Origin of the sequence: Rhodoflexus caldus (assembly GCF_021206925.1) — a bacterium.
Taxonomy (GTDB): Bacteria; Bacteroidota; Bacteroidia; order Cytophagales; family Thermoflexibacteraceae; genus Rhodoflexus; species Rhodoflexus caldus.
This window is the reverse complement of the sequence record NZ_JAJPRF010000001.1, coordinates 54,243-73,673: the sequence shown is the minus strand read 5'-3', so window position 1 is coordinate 73,673 and position 19,431 is coordinate 54,243. Positions and strand designations below refer to the sequence as shown.

Here is a 19,431-nt window from a genome sequence, read left to right as displayed (position 1 = left end):
TTTGGCGGTAATTGCAACCCTTTCCAATAACCGAACAGCCATGCCGAAACTACTGCTTCACATAATCACGGCACTTGCCGTACTGCTTCCCCTCCATGTATCGGCACAGGCGCCACGCAGGTTTGACAGCCTGATAAAGGTGCTGCAAACACGGGAGCAGGAAAAAGCCATAGATACACTCTACACAAAAACCCTTTTTCGGCTGGCAGACCTGATGCTGTACAATCATACGGATACTGCCATCTTTTTTGCCCAAAAGGGATTAAAGCTCGCACAAGCACAGGGCTGGAAACGCGGCGAGGCAGACCTCGCGCTGATACTTGGGCAGGGTTACGATATTCAGGGCAAAGCCCCGCAGGCGGTAGAACAGCTACTGACTTCCATCAAAGCATTTGAAACCCTCAAAGATTCCCTCGGGCTTTCAGATGCTTACAACGCCATAGGCATTGTTTACGGCAGAAATTTGCGGCAGCCGCATGAGGCATTGAACTACTACCGAAAAGCGCTGGAAATTGCCGAACGCCTCTCTAAGGGCCAAGAGGAAAGCCGCATACTCTACATCCTGAGCAACATAGGCATTGAAGAAAAACGAATCGGGCAATTGGAAAAAGCCCTGCAAACGCAAATGCGGGCTTTGAGTCTTGCCAAAAAGTTTAACGACCCTTACAGCTTGGGCAGCATCTATCACAATATCGGCAGCATTTACATTGCCATGAAAGATGCCGCCAAAGCCTTGGAATATCTTACGCTTTCCAATCGGATAGCTGCCGAGAAGAACAATCCTTACCTTGCGGCAGCTAACAACAACTCTTTGGGCAAAGTAAAACTCATGTTGGGTGATTTGCCGGGTGCCATCGGTGCTGCCGAGACCGCGATGACGGCAGGACAGCAAATGGGCGCAATGGACTACATGCGCGAGTCTTCCGAAACCCTTTATGAAGCCTACAAGGCACTTCGCCAACCTGAAAAAGCACTGTTCTACCATGAGCAGTTTACCCGCCTGAAAGACAGCCTTGTCAATCAGGAAAACACCAAACAAGTAGAGCGATTGCAGGCACAAATAGAGATTGACAAAAAACAGCAAGCCATTCTGCTGTTGGAAAAAGACAATGCCAACAAACAGTTGCAACTGATAGCCTCCATTGCCATAGCAGCGCTTTTACTGGCGGCAGGTGCTATCCTGATTTGGGCGTATCGCGTCAAGCAACGCGACAACCGCCTGCTTCAAAAACAAAAAGCAGAAATCAGGGAGAAGAACGAGGAACTCAATCAGGCCAACGAAGAACTTTCCTCTGCGCTGGAAACGGTAGAACAGCAAAAGCGCAACATTCAGGCTATCAATGAAGAACTGACCGCAAGCATGCACTATGCAAGGCACATTCAACAGGCACTTTTGCCCTCCGAGAAGCAGTTGAAACAGGCGCTGCCCGAGCATTTCATCTTTTACCGCCCCCGCGATATTGTCAGCGGCGATTTTTATTGGTTACACCATACCGAAAGCACCACCATTCTGGCGGTTGCCGATTGTACGGGACACGGCGTGCCCGGTGCTTTGTTGAGCATGGTGGGCACTGCTTTGCTTCGGCAAATTGTTGCAGAAAAACAGGTATATCGCCCCGAGCAAATCCTGTCGGAACTACATGCAGGCATTTATCAGGCACTGCGGCACAATGCCGATATGATGTCGCAAGACGGAATGGACATCAGCATTATTACCATAGAGAAAGCCAACGGCAGCACAACCGTTCACTATGCGGGGGCAATGAATCCTGTTTACTGCATCAGCAACCAAGCATTTTACGAATTCAGACCGACCAAGAAAGCCATTGGCGGCAGCAGCGAGGCTATTACTTTCTATCATGACCGCCTTGTGTTGCAACACCCTGCCATGTTGTACCTGTTCTCCGATGGCTATCAAGACCAGTTTGGCGGGGCAGACAGCAAGAAGTTCATGGTAAGGCGATTTAAAGAAACACTTCGCTCGCTGTCTGTACTTCCAGTAGAAACGCAAGCACAACACCTGATAGAAATATTTGACAACTGGAAGCAAAATCAAGCGCAGGTAGATGATGTACTGGTGGTAGGCGTGCGTTTGCAACCCTAACTTCGGGCTTTGGAGGCCATAACAGCCATGCCGAACGCCAGCGCTGCAACAATAATGAGTGCCGTGCGCAAGTTAAAAAAATCTGCTACCCAGCCAATTACTGGCGGGCCGATGAGGAAACCCGTATAGCCCACGGTAGAAACGGCAGCAATTGCCACACCTGCGGGCATGGTTTGCGAGCGACCCGCTGCGCCGTAAACCATCGGTACGACGGTTGCCAGCCCCAACCCGACCATGCCGAACCCGACTACTACCCAGAAGGGCGTAGCCGCCAGTAGCGCCAGCGACATGCCGCTGCCTGCCAGCAGCCCGCTCAGGCGGATGAGGCGCACCTGTCCGAGTTGCTGTGCCAATCGGTCGCCAAGAAAACGGCCGCTCATCATCGCCATGGTGAAAGCCGTATAGCCGAGTGTGGAAAGCCCCGCGGTAGTGCCGCTTACCTCCGCCAGAAATACCGAACTCCAATCAGCCATTGCGCCTTCGCTCAACATACAGAAGAAAGCTATCAACCCTAACCACCACAAAACGGCATCGGGTTTGGCAAACAGGGGCTTGCTTTTGTCTGCGGGCGAATCGTTAGGCAGCAGCCACCGAAAGAAGATGAACAGCAGCACCATGCCTATGATGCCGCCTATCGTAAAATGTTGCAAAGGCATGAACCCTGCCTCTGCCATCACGCCGCCGAAGGCCGCACCCAACATTCCGCCTGCGCTGTACAGCCCGTGAAAGGAGGACATAATCGGTTTGCCCCATTGGTTCTCTACGCTTACCGCCTGCGCATTCATGCCGATATTGAGAATATCGCCTGCACTGCCAAAGAGGAACAACACAGCCGCCAGTGCCAATGCGGAAGGAGCCAGCGCTATCAGCGGCAAAATGCAGCAACTGATAAAAGCCGCTATAATGGTTACATACTTGCTGCCAAACCGCGCCGTCAGCCATCCTGCCAGCGGCAAAGATAAAAGCGAACCTATGGGAGTCCCCAGCAAAGCAGTTCCCAATTCTCCTGCGCTGAGTTGCAGGTGCTGCTGTATGAGCGGGATGCGCGAAGCCCATGTGGCAAAGGCAAAGCCGTTAATCAGAAACATAGCGGCAACAGCGGCGCGGGCAAAACGAAGAGACATGGTGTTGTTCAATCAGAAATGCGGTAAATAAGCAAAAAAATTCCGACAGGCTTTGAAAACCTGTCGGAATTACACTTTTTATCAAGCACTTACAAAGCCGATTATTGACCCTGTGCCAAAGAGTAGCCTTTTTGGCCGTCAAAGTAGCAGAGGTTCTCAGTTTTGATGAAGTCAAAACCGGCATCTTTTACTCTCACCAACAGGTCAATAATGTCGTTGTGTGAAATCGGGCTGTGGTCAGGGCTTTCAAAGCGGCAGCGCCAGTGGTCGGTGCAGAAGGTTTCAGGCAGACCGTCGGGATATACTTTCACGCCGCGGTTGCTGATAACTACCAATTTCAGGCGGTCTGTATCGCAAGTTCTCAACTTATCGCCAATGGCATTAGGAGAGCCCTCAAAGTTGATGAATACGTCCACGCCTACGGTTTCTTTCTTGGCAGGTGTATGCGGACGGAATACGAAAGGCTTCAACTCTACCGGACGAGGGTCGCCATAATCCACAGCTTTCAGTGAAGAAGGTTTTTGACCCAGACGCGCGATAACGGCTTGTGCAAATTCTTTGGTGCCGACTTTTTCTTTGCTTACGTCTTCTTTGTAGATATCGTACGTATGGATACCGTCTTCAATAGTCTTCAACCATGCGTTGTGTACTTTGGTTGCCACGTCGTTCTGGCCGATGTGGTTCAACATCAGCACTGCACCCAGCAACAGACCGGAAGGGTTGGCCAAGTTTTGTCCGGCGCGGCGAGGTGCAGAGCCGTGAATGGCCTCAAACATTGCGCACTGGTCGCCGATGTTGGCAGAACCTGCCAGACCTACCGAACCCGTGATTTGAGCCGCTACGTCAGACAAGATGTCGCCGTAGAGGTTAGGCATCACAATTACGTCAAAAGCCTCAGGAGTATCGGCCAGTTTGGCTGCACCGATGTCCACAATCCAGTGTTCTTTTTCAATTTCAGGATACTCTGCACCGATTTCGTCAAACACCTGATGGAACAGACCGTCGGTCAGTTTCATAATGTTGTCTTTGGTGAAGCAGGTAACTTTCTTGCGGTTGTTGGCGCGTGCATACTCGAATGCATAGCGAACGATTTTCTCAGTACCCGGACGAGTGATAATTTTCAGACACTGATATACTTGGTCGGTTTGGCGGTGTTCGATACCTGCATACAAGTCTTCCTCGTTTTCGCGGATGATAACCACGTCCATTACCGGATGCTTGGTTTTTACATACGGATGGTAGCTTACGCAAGGACGCACGTTGGCATACAGACCGAGTGTTTTGCGCGTAGTAACGTTCATACTCTTGAAGCCGCCACCCTGAGGAGTTGTGATAGGGGCTTTGAGGAACACCTTGGTACGGCGGAGAGAATCCCACGCAGAGTCTTCGATACCGGCAGTAACACCGCGCATATAAACTTTTTCACCGATTTCAATTTCCTCAATTTCAATCTGAGCGCCGGCAGCCAGAATAATATCCAGCGTTGCTCGCATGATTTCCGGCCCGATACCATCACCGTAGGCTACCGTAATGGGGGTTTTTTGCGTTGACATATCTATGCAGTTTGGTTTTATTTATGGAAAAATCAACTGGGTGCAAAGCTATTTGAAACTTACCGTAATTTTGAGTATTGATGCAATAATTTTGCGTCCTGTCATTGTGTCTGTATTACGCGTCCGTATATCATGAAACAACTCATTCTCATTCTCTTAGCCGTAACAACACTGGCTGCCTGTCAGCCTGCCTCTAACGAATCCGCAGCGCTGCGTAACGAACTCACCGACCTGAAAACCAAACAGGCTGCCTTAGAGAAAACACAGTATATTCCGCACTTAGGTTGGGCTATGGTACAAGTACAAACTTACCATGCCAAACTCTATTTTGCAGGAGCTGCCAAAAACTGGGAACTTGCCTCTTACTACACCCATGAATTGGAAGAAGCGTTGGAAGATGTAGAAAAACTGCACCCCGAACATGAGGGTATCAAAATAGCCGAACTGATAAAGGCAATGGCATTGCCGCAAGTTGAAAACGTGGAAAAAGCAGTTGAGCAAAAAGATGCTGTTGCTTTCAGTGCAGCTTTTGAGAAACTGACCACTTCCTGCAATCAGTGCCACCAAGCAGCAGGAAAATCCATCATCCGCATTAAAGTACCGCAAGGTGCAGGTCTGCCCAATCAGGATTTTACCCCTCAGCCATAGTTATCGTAAAAAAATCCCGAGGGGGCTTTGAAAACCTCTCGGGATTTTAATTTTTGCCTCGGCAAGGCTGTTATACCTTTTCTCGCAGTGCAGCGGCTCCTGCCTTGATTCTGTCCACCACACCGGGGTCTAACAGCGTAGAAGTATCACCCAAATTGGAGGTGTCGCCTTCGGCTATTTTTCGCAAGATGCGGCGCATAATTTTGCCGGAACGGGTTTTGGGCAGCCCGTCCACCACCTGAATTACATCGGGTTTGGCTATGGGGCCAATGACGCGCGTAACTTCGCGATGTACCGCCATGCGGAAAAGCTCCATATCAGGCGGCGTATCGGAGCAAATGACGAAGGCATAAATACCCTGACCTTTGATGTCGTGCGGATAGCCTACTACGGCGCTTTCTACCACAAACGGATGCTCGTTGATGGCATTTTCTACTTCCGCCGTGCCTATGCGGTGTCCCGAAACGTTGATAACATCATCTACGCGGCCTGTGATGCGGTAGTAGCCGTCCTCATCGCGGCGGCAGCCATCGCCTGTAAAATACAATCCTTTGTAGGTGCTGAAATACGTCTGTTTGCAGCGTTCGTGGTCGCCGAAGGTGGTGCGCAGCATACTCGGCCATGGGAAGCGAATGCAGAGGTTGCCTTCCGCAGGGTTGCCTTGTATTTCATTGCCTTTGTCATCCACCAAAATCGGCTGAACGCCCGGCAGCGGCAGCGTAGCATAAGTCGGTTTTTGTACGGTAATGCCTGCCAGCGGCGAAATCATCATGCCGCCTGTTTCGGTTTGCCACCACGTATCCACAATCGGGCAGCGGCCTTTGCCTACGTATTCATGATACCAATGCCATGCTTCCTCGTTGATAGGCTCACCCACCGAACCGATAACTCGCAACGAGGCCAAGTTGTATTGACTCGGGATGGCTTCGCCGAAACTCATCAGCGAACGAATAGCCGTTGGGGCGGTGTAGAAAATATTGACCTCGTGTTTTTCGCAAACCTGCCAGAATCGCCCGGCATCTGGGTAGGTTGGGATACCCTCGAACATGAGCGTGGTAGCGCCGGAAAGCAGCGGCCCGTAAATGATGTAGGAGTGTCCCGTAATCCAGCCCACATCAGCCGTACACCAGTAAACCTCGCCCTCGCGGTATTGAAACACATTTTGAAACGTGTAAGCCGTATAGACCATATAACCGCCGCAAGTATGCACCACGCCTTTGGGCTTACCCGTGCTGCCCGATGTGTAGAGAATAAACAGCATGTCTTCCGCATCCATCTCCTCGGCGGGGCAGTGCGCATCTGCTTTTGCGATTTCATCCTGCCACCAAACGTCGCGACCTGCGGTCATGGCAACCGATTGCGTGCCCTTTTTAAAAACAATACAGCGCCGTACATTCGGGCATTGGGTCAGTGCTTCATCCACAATTTCTTTGATACCGATTTGTTTGGCACCGCGCTCGCCCACATCGGAAGTAATAACCACTTTGCAGTCCGCATCCAAAATGCGGTCTGCCAACGACTGCGCCGAGAAGCCCGCAAATACGACCGAGTGCACCGCCCCGATTCGCGCACAAGCCAACATGGCAACGGCTACCTCGGGAATCATCGGCATGTAGATACACACGCGGTCGCCTTTTTGTACACCATTGGCTTTCAGCACGTTGGCAAAGCGGCAAACCTGTTCGTACAGTTCCTGATAAGAAAGCATTACAGCGGGTTGTGCGGGGGCATTGGCCTCCCAAATAATGGCGGTCTGATGAGCGCGCTCGGGCAAATGGCGGTCTAAGGCATTTTCACAGATATTGAGCTTGCCGCCGATGAACCATTGGGCATAATAATCCTCAAAACTCCAGTCCAAAACTTTGTCCCAAGGTTTGCGCCAGTGGAAACTTTGGGCTACCTCTGCCCAAAACTGCTCAGGATTCTCAACACTTGCGCGGTACTGATGCAGGTACTCTTCGAAGTTGTGAATGCGTTTCATTTTCGTTTAATAAAGGCTTGAAGACAAAAAATTAAGATAGCGTGGCTGTTATTCGCATGTGTGGTAAGTTAGCAAAAGTTATTCAGAACTTCTATCGGATATTGGATAGGCTGTTCAGAAGTTTTTCTATGAGTTTTTCAAACTCTTCTTCAGGCATTGTCGAGGTGTCGTAAATAGCCAGCATTAGCACCCAGATACTCCCTTCGTCGGCCTTTTTGCCAAGTGGGAATACCAACTCAAACACATAGGTAATCACGTGTAACAAGTTCTCTTGGCCGCTGCCGACATGCCGAAGTTTCAAGGGAATGATGCACAAGTCATCGCCCAATGGCTCGCCCATGTAGGGACTTATTTCCAATACCTCCTGCAAATTTTTTAGTGTGGCGTGTAAAGACGGGTAGTCTTTTGACAGCGCTTCGGCTTCTTCCTGAAAACTTTTTTTAAACCAAATATTACAATTCCATTTGTCGGGCATATCATCCAGCATATGCGCATCTTTTTGTTTGAAAGTTTGCTTTACAAATTTGATATATGAAAGCAGAAGTGGTTTGCAAAAATGCTTTGTGTAAATCTATGAAAAACAGGTGTTTAAAACCTGACAGGTCTTTTAAACCTGTCAGGTTTGCGTATAATGATGCCGAAAGTTGTGCTACTGCCTGAGTTCTTCCACAGCCAGCCAGCTCATTAGGCCGCAGCCGATGGCCAGCGACGATTCGTCGATATCAAACGTGGGGGTATGTACGCCCGAAACGATGCCGCGTGCTTCGTTGCGGGTGCCGAGGCGATAAAAACAGCCGGGGATTTCTTGTGCATAGTAGGCAAAATCTTCCCCTGCCATCCAAAGGTCTAACTCTACCACATTTTCTTCGCCCACATAGGTTTGTGCGGCTTGGCGCATCCTTGCGGTCAGTTCGGGGTCGTTGGTCAGGTAGGGGTAGCCCTTGCGAATTTCTATTTCGCAAACGCCGCCCATGCTGCTCACCAATTCGGTGGCAAGTTTGCGGATGCGTTGGTGCGCCTCTTCGCGCCACTCTTCGTTCATTGTGCGGAAAGTGCCTTGCATCAGCACCTCATTGGGGATAACATTGGTTACGCCTTCCGCAATGAAACGCCCGATAGAAAGCACCGAAGGAATGCGCGGCGGTGCCATGCGGCTGACTACCTGCTGCAAACTCACCACCAGATGTGCCGCCATATACACAGGGTCAATCAGGCGGTCGGGCATGGCTGCATGGCCGCCTTTGCCGATAATGCGAATGTACAACTCATCGGTACTTGCCATGTACATGCCTTCGCGGAAACCGATTTTGCCCACCGGCAGTTGCGGCATCACGTGCTGCCCGATGATGTGCGAAGGTGCAGGGTTTTGCAGCACGCCTTCTTGAATCATCAGAGAAGCCCCACCGGGAATTTTTTCTTCGCCGGGCTGAAAAATCAGTTTGACCGTTCCTTCAAATTCATGGCGCAGTTGGTGCAAGATGTGCGCTACGCCGAGCAAAGAGGCTGTGTGGGCATCGTGGCCGCAAGCGTGCATTACTCCCTCTCGCGTAGATTTATAAGGCACGTCGTTGGCTTCTTTAATGGGCAGTGCGTCAATGTCTGCGCGCAGTGCCACAGTTTTCTTGTCGGGATTGCGGCCTTCTATCAGCGCCACCACACCCGTTTTTGCCATCGGCTGTGGCGATAAGCCTATGTTTTTCAGTTCATTGGCAATATATGCTGCTGTTTGAAACTCATGGAACGACAGTTCGGGATATGCATGGAGATGACGGCGATGACCGATTACCCGTTCTGCAACAGATTGGGCTAAATATTGAATTTGTGCTAACATGCGGCAGCTTTTGGTTTTATTTTTGTAAAGATTAACAAAGATGCAGGTGCAATTTTCGTTGCCTTCGCATAAATTGCAGCATATCCATTCTTTAAAATTAGCTTTTTTATGAAGAAAAAACTGAGCCTCACCCTCTTATTTTCGCTGTTTGCTTTTGCCTTGTGCTATGCACAAACCGAAACTCCGGAAGCCCGAGCCAAGAAAAAAATTGAGCCGGTGATTAAGTACATTGATTCCAAAATTACCGATGCAGCCAAAAAACTCACCGCTGCCCAGAAGAAAGAGATGACCGATGCCCGCATAGCCTATGAAATCGGCTCGGACAGCATCCCAATGATTAAAGCAGAAATCGCCAAAGAAGCAGAAGAGATTAAAGCCAAAGCAGCCGAACTCAACGAAAAAGTAGCTGCCAGCGATGAGGAAGCCGAGCAAATCAATGCAGAGAAAGCAGCTCTTGCCAAGAGAAGTGAAACCTTAAAGGAAAAGCAGGAAGACCTGAAAGCCATGCCCGAGCGCTTGAAAACAACCTTTGAGGAAGCTATTAAAAAAGTGCTGAAAGGCGACCAACTGAAAGCATACAACGAAATGTTGGCAGCCCAGAAAGCCAAAAAGTAATTCGTACCGATTGGTCGTATAACCGTAGGTTGTTGCCCCAAGCAGCAACCTTTTTTTGTGCCGATACCGACTCAATAATCAAGCAAAACAAACCGACCTTTCGGAGTGCGGATTTGGGATTTCGGGATTCGGATTTAAAAAATTGCCAAACTCCGCGATTGTCGGCAACGTGCAAAGGCATCTTGCAAAGGTGCGGATTTCCGAATTTCAAAGGATATTTGCACCTTATTTTTGTTAAACGCCCATGCCACGCCTTTCTTTTCAATTACAGGCAACCGATACCGCCACCGCCGCCCGTGCCGGGGAAATTACAACCGACCACGGCACCATTCAAACCCCTATTTTTATGCCCGTAGGAACAGTGGCAACCGTGAAAGCGGTTCACACCCGCGAACTTGAACAGGACGTAAAGGCGCAAATTATTTTAGGAAATACCTACCATCTCTACCTGCGTCCCGGGCTTTCTATTTTAGAACAGGCAGGCGGTCTGCACAAATTCAACGGTTGGAACAAACCCATTTTGACCGACAGCGGCGGCTATCAGGTTTTTTCGCTTTCCGAACGCCGCAAGTTGAACGAAGAAGGTGCCATGTTTCAATCGCACATTGACGGCTCGAAGCACCTGTTTACGCCCGAAAAGGTGATGGATATTCAACGCATCATTGGTGCGGATATCATCATGGCTTTTGATGAGTGCCCGCCTTACCCTTGCGAGTACAGCTATGCCAAAAAATCAATGGAGCTGACACATCGCTGGCTGCGCCGCTGCATCAAACGCTTTGATAGCACCGAGCCGCGCTACGGCTACGACCAAACACTTTTCCCCATTTTGCAGGGGAGTGTTTTTAAAGACCTGCGCAAAGCCTCTGCCGAAGAAGTCGCTTCCTTAGACCGCGAAGGCAACGCCATAGGCGGACTTTCTGTTGGTGAACCGGCAGAGCAGATGTATGAAATGACGGGCTTGGTCTGCGAAATTCTACCTAAAAATAAACCCCGCTACCTGATGGGCGTGGGCACGCCTGCCAATATTTTGGAGTGTATCGCGCTGGGTGTGGATATGTTTGATTGCGTAATGCCTACCCGCAACGGACGCAACGGCATGTTGTTCACTTCCGAAGGCATAATCAATATCAAAAACGAAAAATGGAAAAGCGATTTTTCGCCGCTTGACCCGCAAGTGGGCGGCTATGTGAATACTTTTTACAGCAAAGCCTATTTGCGCCACCTGATTGTGGCAGGCGAACTGCTGGGCGGGCAAATTGCAAGTTTGCAAAACCTCAGCTTTTACCTGTGGCTGGTCGGGCAGGCACGGCAGCATATTTTGGCAGGCACCTTCGGCGAATGGAAAAAGCAAATGATGGAAAAAGTAACGCGCCGTTTATAGTAGGATTTATCCTTCCGCTATGCCAACCGCGCGAATGTGAATAAAAACAGCTCAAACGTTGATAATAAGCACAATAAATCCCGACGGATTGGCAAAATCTGTCGGGATTTATGTATTTATAACTGCTATCATCGGCCTAAATTTTAGGGGATAAGCTACCCCTGCTTAAAGGCCGTGTTTTTCCAAACGGCGATAGAGTGAGGCGCGGGTAAGCCCCAGTGCTTTGGCTGCTTTGGATATATTGCCCGCATGTTTGCTGATGGCTTTTTGTATGACCAACTTTTCCACATTTTCCAGATTGTAGTCGTCAATATCCAACTCGGCGCTTTCGCTTTTTTGCAGCAGAAACAGGAAGTCCCCGGCCTGTAACTCATCTTCATCGCTCATGATAATGGCACGCTCAACGGCATGTTGCAACTCGCGCACATTGCCCGGCCAATGGTACTGCTGCAACTTGCGCATGGCAGAAGCCGAAAATGATTTCTGAGGGAGGTTGTAGCGTTTGCTGTAAACCTCGGCATAGTGTTCTGCCAACAGCGGAATATCTTCTTGTCTTTCGCGCAGTGCAGGCAGGTGCAGCTCTACGGTATTGATGCGGTACAACAAATCCTGCCGGAACTCATTTTCTTCCACCATTTCATACAGCGGCATGTTGGTAGCACACACCAAGCGAATATCTATGGGGGTAGCCTGATTGCTGCCTACGCGTGTTACTTCGCGGCGTTGCAAAACGGTCAGCAGTTTAGACTGCATCGCAAGCGGCAGGTTGCCGATTTCGTCCAGAAACAGCGTTCCTTTGTTGGCAGCCTCAAAGCGTCCGGCGCGGTCTTCTTTGGCATCGGTAAAAGCGCCCTTTTTATGGCCGAAAAGTTCACTTTCAAAAAGTGTTTCCGTAATGGCTCCCATATCCACGCTTACAAAAGGATGGGAATTGCGTTGTGAGGCCTGATGAATGGCACGGGCAATTACTTCTTTACCGGTGCCGTTTTCACCCAAAATCAACACGTTAGCATCGGTAATGGCAACTTTACGAATGATGGTGAATAGGTTCATCATAGCTTCGCTTTTGCCGATGATTCCCTCAAAGGGATTGACTGCTGCTCCGGCAACTTTGTCTTTTTTCACCGCAGAGGTGCTGCTGTTGTCTTTTGCGGCGGTTTTGCTTCCTTTTTTGGTTGCTACTGCGTTGTAGAGTGTTTCTACCAATTTATCATTTTGCCAAGGTTTGAGCACAAAATCGGTGGCGCCGGCTTTGAGCGCACGCACTGCCATTTCCACGTCGCCATAGGCTGTAATCATCACCACTACTGCCTGCGGGTCGCGGGTGAGAATTTCTTCCAGCCAATAAAAACCTTCTTTGCCGGTGGCAGTGTCTTTGGTAAAGTTCATATCCAGCAAAATCACGTCGTACTTGTCCTGATTGAGCAGGAACGGGATTTTGCGCGGGTCTTTTTCTATTTGCACAAGTTTGGCATATTTTTTCAGCAGTAGTTTGGTAGCCAGCAAAATATCTTCGTTGTCGTCAATAACAAGTACTTTTCCGAGTTCTCTTTCCATGATGGATACAGTAGCAATTGCTTGGTGTTACGCATCGGCATATACAGAAGTTGCCTTTTCAAGGGATAAATTTATAAAAAACCAATAATTTTACACCTTACAAACAGCACTTTGCAAGTACTTAATCTGCCACCTGCATCTTTGGAACTTCGCAGCGTTTCACGGCAAACGTTGGTTTTTGACATTTGCCGCAAACGTTGGGTAAAACTGACTCCCGAGGAATGGGTAAGGCAGCATTGGGTACATTATTTGACCAAAGATTTGGGTATCAGCAAATCGCTCATCAAAGTTGAACAAAGTATTGGTGAAGGTGTGAAGGCTTTTCGTGCCGATATTGTGGTATATACGGCCACTACTTTAACACCTTATCTGATTGTAGAGTGTAAGGCCGCCCATGTAGCAATTGATGAGGCCGTGCTGCAACAGGTATTGCACTATCAGCATCATGTAGCGGCACAGGCGCTTGCTATCAGCAACGGCCTGCAACATATATTTTTTGAAAAAACAGCAGCCGGCATGATGCAGCCTGTCCAATTGCTGTCTATCATGCAGGATAAAATGACTTAGAAATGAACAGAATAGCAGGTATGCACATACTGAATCCTTTGGGATTGCTTGCGGCAATCTTTCTACTGAGCAGTTGCGGTGTTTATCAGAAATCGGTGCTGTTGAAAACGGCAGATGATTTCAGTAACGCCAAATTTCAGGCAAGCCTCAAAGCGGCAGAAAGAAATTATGTATTACAACCTTTTGATAAAATCACGGTTGAAGTATTTACCAACAAAGGTGAGCGCATTCCTGACCCGAACGGCGAGTTTTTCTTTCGGATGGCAGGAGACCAGCCCGTAGGCGGCATGGGTACTAATCAGAACACTAACCCTAATGCAGGCGGCATGGGCGGTGTAGGAATTGGCGGAGTACCCGGTGCAGGAAGTACCGGAGTAAATTTTTCCGTGCTGCGTACCTTTCTGATTAATGAAGATAACAATGCTTACCTGCCGATGATTGGAGCAACGCCGCTTGCCGGCCTGAAAATGTATCAGGCAGACAGCCTGCTCAGCAAGCGTTACAGTGAGTTTTTTGAAGACAGCTACGTTATCAGCAATGTTATTAACCGCAGGGTAACTGTTTTGGGTGCTTTGGGCAACCGCGTTGTACTCTTGCCCAACGATAACATGAATTTGTTGGAAGTAATTGCACTGATTGGCAACCCCGACAGCCGCTCCCGAAACGACAAAATTAAATTGATACGCCATGTATTAGACAAACCCGTTATGCAGGTAATTGACCTGAGCACATGGGAGGGTTTGCAGGCGGCCAGTTTGCGAGTAGAGCCCAACGATGTGATTTACATAGAGCCGCGCAGAGGGGTTGTCCGACGCGAAACACTCGCCGATGTTACAAGTTTTACAAATATTTTCACCTCCGTACTTGGCATTATAGCCACCACTATTAACACGATTGTACTCATAGACGTTTTACGCAACCGCTAATTAACCTGCCATGACTTCTAACGCGCCCGGGCAATACAGCAGCGAAAAAACGCTCTTCACTGATGATAGTGATAACGATTTTCTCTCAACGCTGGACTTACAAAAACTGTTGATGGTTGTCAGAAGGAGTATCTTCTGGCTGCTCTTGATAGTAGGTGTTTGTTCAGCGGCAGCATACATTTACCTTCGCTATACCAAGCCCATTTATCAGTCGGTAGCAAGTTTGCAATTGGAAATGAAAGGCATTGCGCCCACTCTTTCCATAGGTATCTACCGCGATGAAGAGTCGCAAACCAACTACTTAGAGGGCGAATCACAGTTTATCCGCTCCAATGTGATTTATACCGATGTGATTGAAAAACTCAACCTTTGGGTGAGTTATTATGTGGAAGGCAAAATTATTGATGACGAAAAGTTCAATACAGCGCCCTTTAAAGTTACCTACTTTAAGGTAAACGACGGGAGTTTTTACAATACGAAAAAAATTTATTGGCAATACAAGAACGGGACAAGTTTTAAGCTCTCGTTTGACAATAACTCGCCGAATATGTTTACGGCCGAATATGCCTATGGCGATACGATTCGTTTGCCGCAATTTGAATGCGTAATAACGCCCGCAATCAAAGGCTATACAGGCAGCGACCTCTTCTACTTCTACCTCCACGATATCGGTTATCTGCAAAGTTATATTGCGTCCAATATCACGGCGGCAGCGGTGAACATTAAAGCCCGCATTATCAACGTAACGTTTAAAGACCCCAACCCTTATAAAGCACAGGCAATTGTAGCCGCCATAAGCGACGCTTACCTGAAACGCAGTGTGGACAATAAAAACAAACAGACCAAGCAGACCATCGCTTATTTGGAGCAACAGTTAGATACTGCCGAGGCTTATATTGAACGCACGGAGCGCGACATCCAGAACTATATGGATGCCAATGGCATACCCCGCGAAAATGTGGATATCAAAGCAAAAATGGCTGAGGTATTTGAGAAGATAGGCGCACTGCAAGAAGAAAAACTAAAACTTGGCGCAGAGTTGCGGGCATACCGCAAAGTGCTTGACTTCATAGCCGCCGACTCGGGCTATCTGATTACCGCAGCCGTTGCAACAACCATTTCCGATGAAAAAATAGCTGAGAATATTCGCTTGCTCTACAACAAGCAGGATGACTTGGAAAGGCTGCTGAAATCTTATAAACCTACCACTTTTGCCGTTCAGCAAAGGCAGCAAGACCTGCAAAAGCAAACACAAGATTTGCTTCGGCTCATTAGCTTCAACCGCACCAACCTGACGGACAAGATGTATGAGCTGGATAAACGCATGCGCGAGTTGGAACAGCAGATTTCGGTCAATTCCAACGAAGCCGATATGGAACTGCGCAAAAAGCAACGCTATCTGGCATCTTACACGGAAACCTACAACCTGCTGCTTAACCGATTGGTAGAAATGGGTGTATCGGAAGCCGGTACGGTACCCAACTTTCAGATTCTGTCCTATGCCAACCTGCCGACAGTACCTATTTTCCCCGACAAAAAAAGTATTTACTTGTATGCGGCCGTAGCCTCCCTTGCGCTATGCGTTGCATTTGTTGCCCTGCGCTATTTCATGCAAAATAAGATTACCAGCGTGCGGGAAGTAGAGCGACTTACCAGTGCGCCGCTGTTGGGCGTTGTGCCTTACTTCGTGCGCAAACGGATGGAGAACTCACAGTTGGTGGTGCATCTCAACCCCAAATCTTCCATTTCGGAATCGTTGCGCGGCCTCCGCACCAACTTGGATTTTATGAGCCAGCGGATGGGCAAACGAACCATCTCGGTTACTTCTACGGTCAGCGGGGAAGGAAAAACCTTTATTGCCGTAAACCTTGCCGGAATTATTGCACTTTCTAACACCCGCGCCATCATTTTGGACTTAGATTTGCGGAAGCCTAAAGTACATTTGGCTTTTGGCGTGGAAAATTTGGACGGAATCAGTAGGGTGCTGATTGGTCAAAGCAAGTGGCAGGACTGTGTGCGCAAATCGGATATTCCCAGATTAGACTATATCACCGCAGGGCCGCATCCTCCCAATCCGGCAGAACTGCTGATGTCTGAACAAATGACCACCCTAATAGACGAACTCAAACAACACTATGATGTCATAGTAATGGATACGCCTCCCGTAGGCATTGTTACCGATGGCATTTTAGTAATGAAAAATGTAGATTTACCCATATATGTCGTGCGTGCCGATTTCTCCCGTCTTAACTACGTGAGCAATATCAACCGACTGATTATGAGTAATAATTTCAATAAAATGTCCGTTGTACTCAATGCATTTGGGCAAAAACCTGCCTATGGTTACGGCTACGGCTATGGTTACGGTTATGGCTATGGCTACGGTTACGGCTACAAGGACAAGGGAAATGCGGGCTATTACGAAGAAGCCGACAAAGAAACCCATTGGTTAAAAAGTTTAATAAAACGTTTACTTAAAAAATGATTTCACTCTTTCGCACCAAAAAAACGACTTACGGCACTGTCAGTCCGCTGACGGTAGATATGCACTCGCATTTGCTGCCCGGTATCGATGATGGTGTCCAAACTTTTGAGCAGTCTATCGAGATAATCCGCGGGTTTGAAAAGCTGGGTTATAAAAAACTCGTCATTACGCCACACATCATGAGCGATTTTTACCGGAATACGCCGGAAATCATCCTTCGTAAGTTAGACCAACTGAACGACATCATTCGTCAATTGAGCATAGATATTAGTCTGGAAGCAGCCGCCGAGTACTATCTGGACGAGTTTTTTGTGCGAAAATTAGAAGTTAAAGAACAATTACTCACCTTCGGCAATCAATACCTGCTGTTTGAAACATCGTTTATTAACTACTCTCCTTACATGGAGCATGCAATTTTTCTGATGCTTTCCAACGGCTACAAGCCTGTGTTGGCACATCCTGAACGGTATGGCTACTTACACGGACAGTTTCATAGATTGGAAGAATGGCACAGCAAAGGCGTGTTGATGCAGGTTAATTCAGGCTCACTGGTCGGCTACTACGGCCCCGAGGCAAAAGCATTGGCCGAGCAGTTGATAGACCGTCAAATGGTGAGTTTTATCGGCAGCGACTGCCACCGCGACAAGCACTTCGATACGCACCGGAAGTCGCAGGAAACAGAAAGCTATGTGAAAGCGCTTAGTATGAATGTGATTTTGAACAATACTTTGTAAGCAAGTAGATACGCAAAAAAGGTTTCAAGTGAGTGTAACAGCCATTTGAAACCTTTTTTGTTATACAACTTATCAGTAAAGCCTTATTGTTGAATCAATTTGCGGATTTCGTCGAGTGTCAGCGGCTTGCGGATGTACCTTTTCACATAGCTGTACGATTTGGCTCTGCTTTCATCCTGCGGGCTGATAGACGAAGTAAGCATTACAATCTGACAATGACGCTTGGTGTCGGCGCTGAGTTTATCGAATTGGTCTAAAAACTGAAAGCCATCCATAAGCGGCATGTCAATATCCAGAAAAATTAGTTCCGGCAAAATCTGTGTGTTTGGCAACAGCTTGGAGAGTTTTTCCATGTTTTTTAAAAACTCTATCGCACTTTTGGCACCCGAGTGGGTGTAAATATTTTCGCAGATATTGGCCGACTCAATCATTTTCTGATTAATCAGGTTATCAATATCATTGTCGTCAATCAGCATGACAGATTGAAACTTTTTTCCGGTGTTTGCCATCTATGTTCAATAGGTAGTTAAAAACTTACAGCGAAGTAAAGAAAAAAAAAGTAAAAGTCAATTGCAGCGCAAGTTAGAAAAAACTGCCCGTAATCTGCATTTTTCGGTGCATGTCTAATTTGAGCAGCACAAAAAGCAGCAGCGTGAATGACCACAGGGAAGAGCCGCCATAGCTGAAAAAGGGTAGGGGAATGCCGATTACGGGAAACAAACCGATGGTCATACCGATATTTACCGCAAAGTGAAAGAAAAGTATGGAGGCAGCACCATAGGCATACACACGGCTGAAACGTGACTTTTGACGCTCGGCAACCAGCAGCAGGCGATTCAGCAATACCACAAAAAGAGAGATGAGCAACAAACTGCCTAACCAGCCGCGTTCTTCGCCGATGGTGCAGAAAATGAAGTCGGTGCTTTGGTCGGGTACAAAGTTGAATTTGGTTTGTGTACCTTCCAGAAAGCCTTTGCCCAGCAAACCGCCTGAACCAATGGCAATTTTGGACTGATTGACCTGCCAGCCAATGCCTTTGGCATCTATATCGGGGTTGATAAGTACTTCTATGCGCTTTTGCTGATGTGGCTTTAATACTTTGTAAACAAAGAAATCTACGCTGAAAACGATACCGATGGCAAGTCCGGTAAATAACACCGTGATAATGACATCTTTCCATTTACGGCGATTAAACAGGAGAATGTAAATAAGCCCGCAGCCGGCAATGCCAAGCATCAGTTCCAGAATGTAGGCTTTAAAAAATAAGGTCAGGACGAGTAGAGCACCTGCCAACAGCCCCAATGCCAATATTTGACCGGGCAGGCCTTCTCTGTACAGCATGATGCTCAGGGAGGCAAATACCAGCGCAGAACCCGTGTCGCCTTGCATCAAGGTAAGCCCCGTCGGAATGGCAACCAGTACTAAAACCGTAATCAGATTGCCGGGGTGCATCAGTTTGGTGTTGTTGTCGCCGAGGAATTTGGCAAGTGCCAGCACCGTTGCCATTTTGGCAAGTTCTGAGGGCTGAAAACGCATGAAACCCAAATCAAACCACGACTTTGAGCCTGCGATTTCGCGACCGAACAGCAAAACACCTACCAAGGTAAGCATTACCACAGCATACCACACGTAAGCAAACTTGACGTAAAGTTTTACATCCAGTATCAGAATAAACAGGCCGATGATTAAGGCACAGCATATCCAGACGAACTGCTTACCGGAGTTGATGGTCAAATCAAAAATAGAGCGTTTGGTTTCCGGGTCGTAAACGGCAGCATAAATATTCATCCATCCCAAAAACACGAGCACCAAGTACAATATCAGCAGTGGTAAATCTAACTGATTGAATACACCTCTTAAAATGCGTCTTCCCGAACGTTCCATGCCAAAAAATATATCTGCAATTTACTCACTCGTTTTCA

The 19,431-nt window shown here is 48.1% G+C and carries 16 protein-coding genes; 8 read left to right on the top strand and 8 right to left on the bottom strand.

The annotated features are described in order from the left end of the window. Positions 1 to 40: 40 nt before the first annotated feature. Complete coding sequence (locus NDK19_RS00300) at positions 41 to 2,104, top strand: SpoIIE family protein phosphatase (protein ID WP_250629826.1); 2,064 nt, start codon at positions 41 to 43, stop codon at positions 2,102 to 2,104. Here NDK19_RS00300 and NDK19_RS00295 read toward each other — a convergent pair. Both NDK19_RS00295 and NDK19_RS00290 read right to left on the bottom strand, forming a co-directional pair. Then, positions 2,101 to 3,228, bottom strand: coding sequence for an MFS transporter (locus NDK19_RS00295; RefSeq protein WP_250629825.1), 1,128 nt, complete (start codon positions 3,226 to 3,228; stop codon positions 2,101 to 2,103). The two genes, NDK19_RS00300 and NDK19_RS00295, sit on opposite strands and share 4 nt — an antisense overlap. A gap of 101 nt (positions 3,229 to 3,329) precedes the next feature. Next, entirely contained in the window at positions 3,330 to 4,781 is a 1,452-nt protein-coding gene (locus NDK19_RS00290; protein ID WP_250629824.1) for an NADP-dependent isocitrate dehydrogenase, read from the bottom strand. A gap of 132 nt (positions 4,782 to 4,913) precedes the next feature. Here NDK19_RS00290 and NDK19_RS00285 point away from each other — a divergent pair, with 132 nt between their 5' ends. Further along, on the top strand, positions 4,914 to 5,429 hold the full coding sequence (locus NDK19_RS00285) for a hypothetical protein (RefSeq protein WP_250629823.1): 516 nt from the start codon (positions 4,914 to 4,916) through the stop codon (positions 5,427 to 5,429). 70 nt (positions 5,430 to 5,499) lie between these two features. Here NDK19_RS00285 and acs read toward each other — a convergent pair whose 3' ends face one another. The 3 genes from acs to NDK19_RS00270 all read right to left on the bottom strand — a co-directional run bounded on the left by acs (position 5,500) and on the right by NDK19_RS00270 (position 9,241). After that, on the bottom strand, positions 5,500 to 7,410 hold the full coding sequence (gene acs, locus NDK19_RS00280; protein WP_250629822.1) for an acetate--CoA ligase: 1,911 nt from the start codon (positions 7,408 to 7,410) through the stop codon (positions 5,500 to 5,502). 91 nt (positions 7,411 to 7,501) lie between these two features. Further along, a complete protein-coding gene (locus NDK19_RS00275) occupies positions 7,502 to 7,897 on the bottom strand; it encodes a hypothetical protein (RefSeq protein WP_250629821.1) in 396 nt (131 codons plus the stop codon). A gap of 162 nt (positions 7,898 to 8,059) precedes the next feature. After that, a complete protein-coding gene (locus tag NDK19_RS00270) occupies positions 8,060 to 9,241 on the bottom strand; it encodes a M20 metallopeptidase family protein (protein WP_250629820.1) in 1,182 nt (393 codons plus the stop codon). A gap of 108 nt (positions 9,242 to 9,349) precedes the next feature. Here NDK19_RS00270 and NDK19_RS00265 point away from each other — a divergent pair, with 108 nt between their 5' ends. Beyond that, entirely contained in the window at positions 9,350 to 9,856 is a 507-nt protein-coding gene (locus tag NDK19_RS00265) for a hypothetical protein (RefSeq protein ID WP_250629819.1), read from the top strand. Positions 9,857 to 10,100: 244 nt separating this feature from the next. Then, positions 10,101 to 11,240, top strand: coding sequence for a tRNA guanosine(34) transglycosylase Tgt (gene tgt, locus NDK19_RS00260; protein WP_250629818.1), 1,140 nt, complete (start codon positions 10,101 to 10,103; stop codon positions 11,238 to 11,240). Between the two features lie 165 nt (positions 11,241 to 11,405). Here tgt and NDK19_RS00255 read toward each other — a convergent pair whose 3' ends face one another. After that, entirely contained in the window at positions 11,406 to 12,797 is a 1,392-nt protein-coding gene (locus NDK19_RS00255; protein ID WP_250629817.1) for a sigma-54-dependent transcriptional regulator, read from the bottom strand. A gap of 111 nt (positions 12,798 to 12,908) precedes the next feature. Here NDK19_RS00255 and NDK19_RS00250 point away from each other — a divergent pair, with 111 nt between their 5' ends. From NDK19_RS00250 to NDK19_RS00235, 4 genes are read left to right on the top strand one after another with little or no spacing between them, the layout of a single operon-like run. Continuing rightward, the gene (locus NDK19_RS00250; protein ID WP_250629816.1) at positions 12,909 to 13,364 is read left to right on the top strand and encodes a type I restriction enzyme HsdR N-terminal domain-containing protein; all 456 of its coding nucleotides are present in this window, start codon (positions 12,909 to 12,911) and stop codon (positions 13,362 to 13,364) included. Between the two features lie 2 nt (positions 13,365 to 13,366). Beyond that, entirely contained in the window at positions 13,367 to 14,290 is a 924-nt protein-coding gene (locus NDK19_RS00245) for a hypothetical protein (protein ID WP_250629815.1), read from the top strand. Between the two features lie 10 nt (positions 14,291 to 14,300). Then, positions 14,301 to 16,775, top strand: a complete 2,475-nt coding sequence (locus tag NDK19_RS00240) for a GumC family protein (RefSeq protein WP_250629814.1) — start codon at positions 14,301 to 14,303, stop codon at positions 16,773 to 16,775. Beyond that, positions 16,772 to 17,509, top strand: a complete 738-nt coding sequence (locus tag NDK19_RS00235; RefSeq protein WP_250629813.1) for a tyrosine-protein phosphatase — start codon at positions 16,772 to 16,774, stop codon at positions 17,507 to 17,509. Before NDK19_RS00240 ends, NDK19_RS00235 begins: the two co-directional genes overlap by 4 nt. 83 nt (positions 17,510 to 17,592) lie before the next feature. Here the strand turns inward: NDK19_RS00235 and NDK19_RS00230 are convergent, their stop codons facing one another. Next, entirely contained in the window at positions 17,593 to 18,018 is a 426-nt protein-coding gene (locus NDK19_RS00230) for a response regulator (RefSeq protein WP_250629812.1), read from the bottom strand. A 73-nt stretch (positions 18,019 to 18,091) separates the two neighbouring features. Beyond that, positions 18,092 to 19,393, bottom strand: coding sequence for a rod shape-determining protein RodA (rodA, locus tag NDK19_RS00225; RefSeq protein WP_250629811.1), 1,302 nt, complete (start codon positions 19,391 to 19,393; stop codon positions 18,092 to 18,094). Positions 19,394 to 19,431 lie beyond the last annotated feature (38 nt).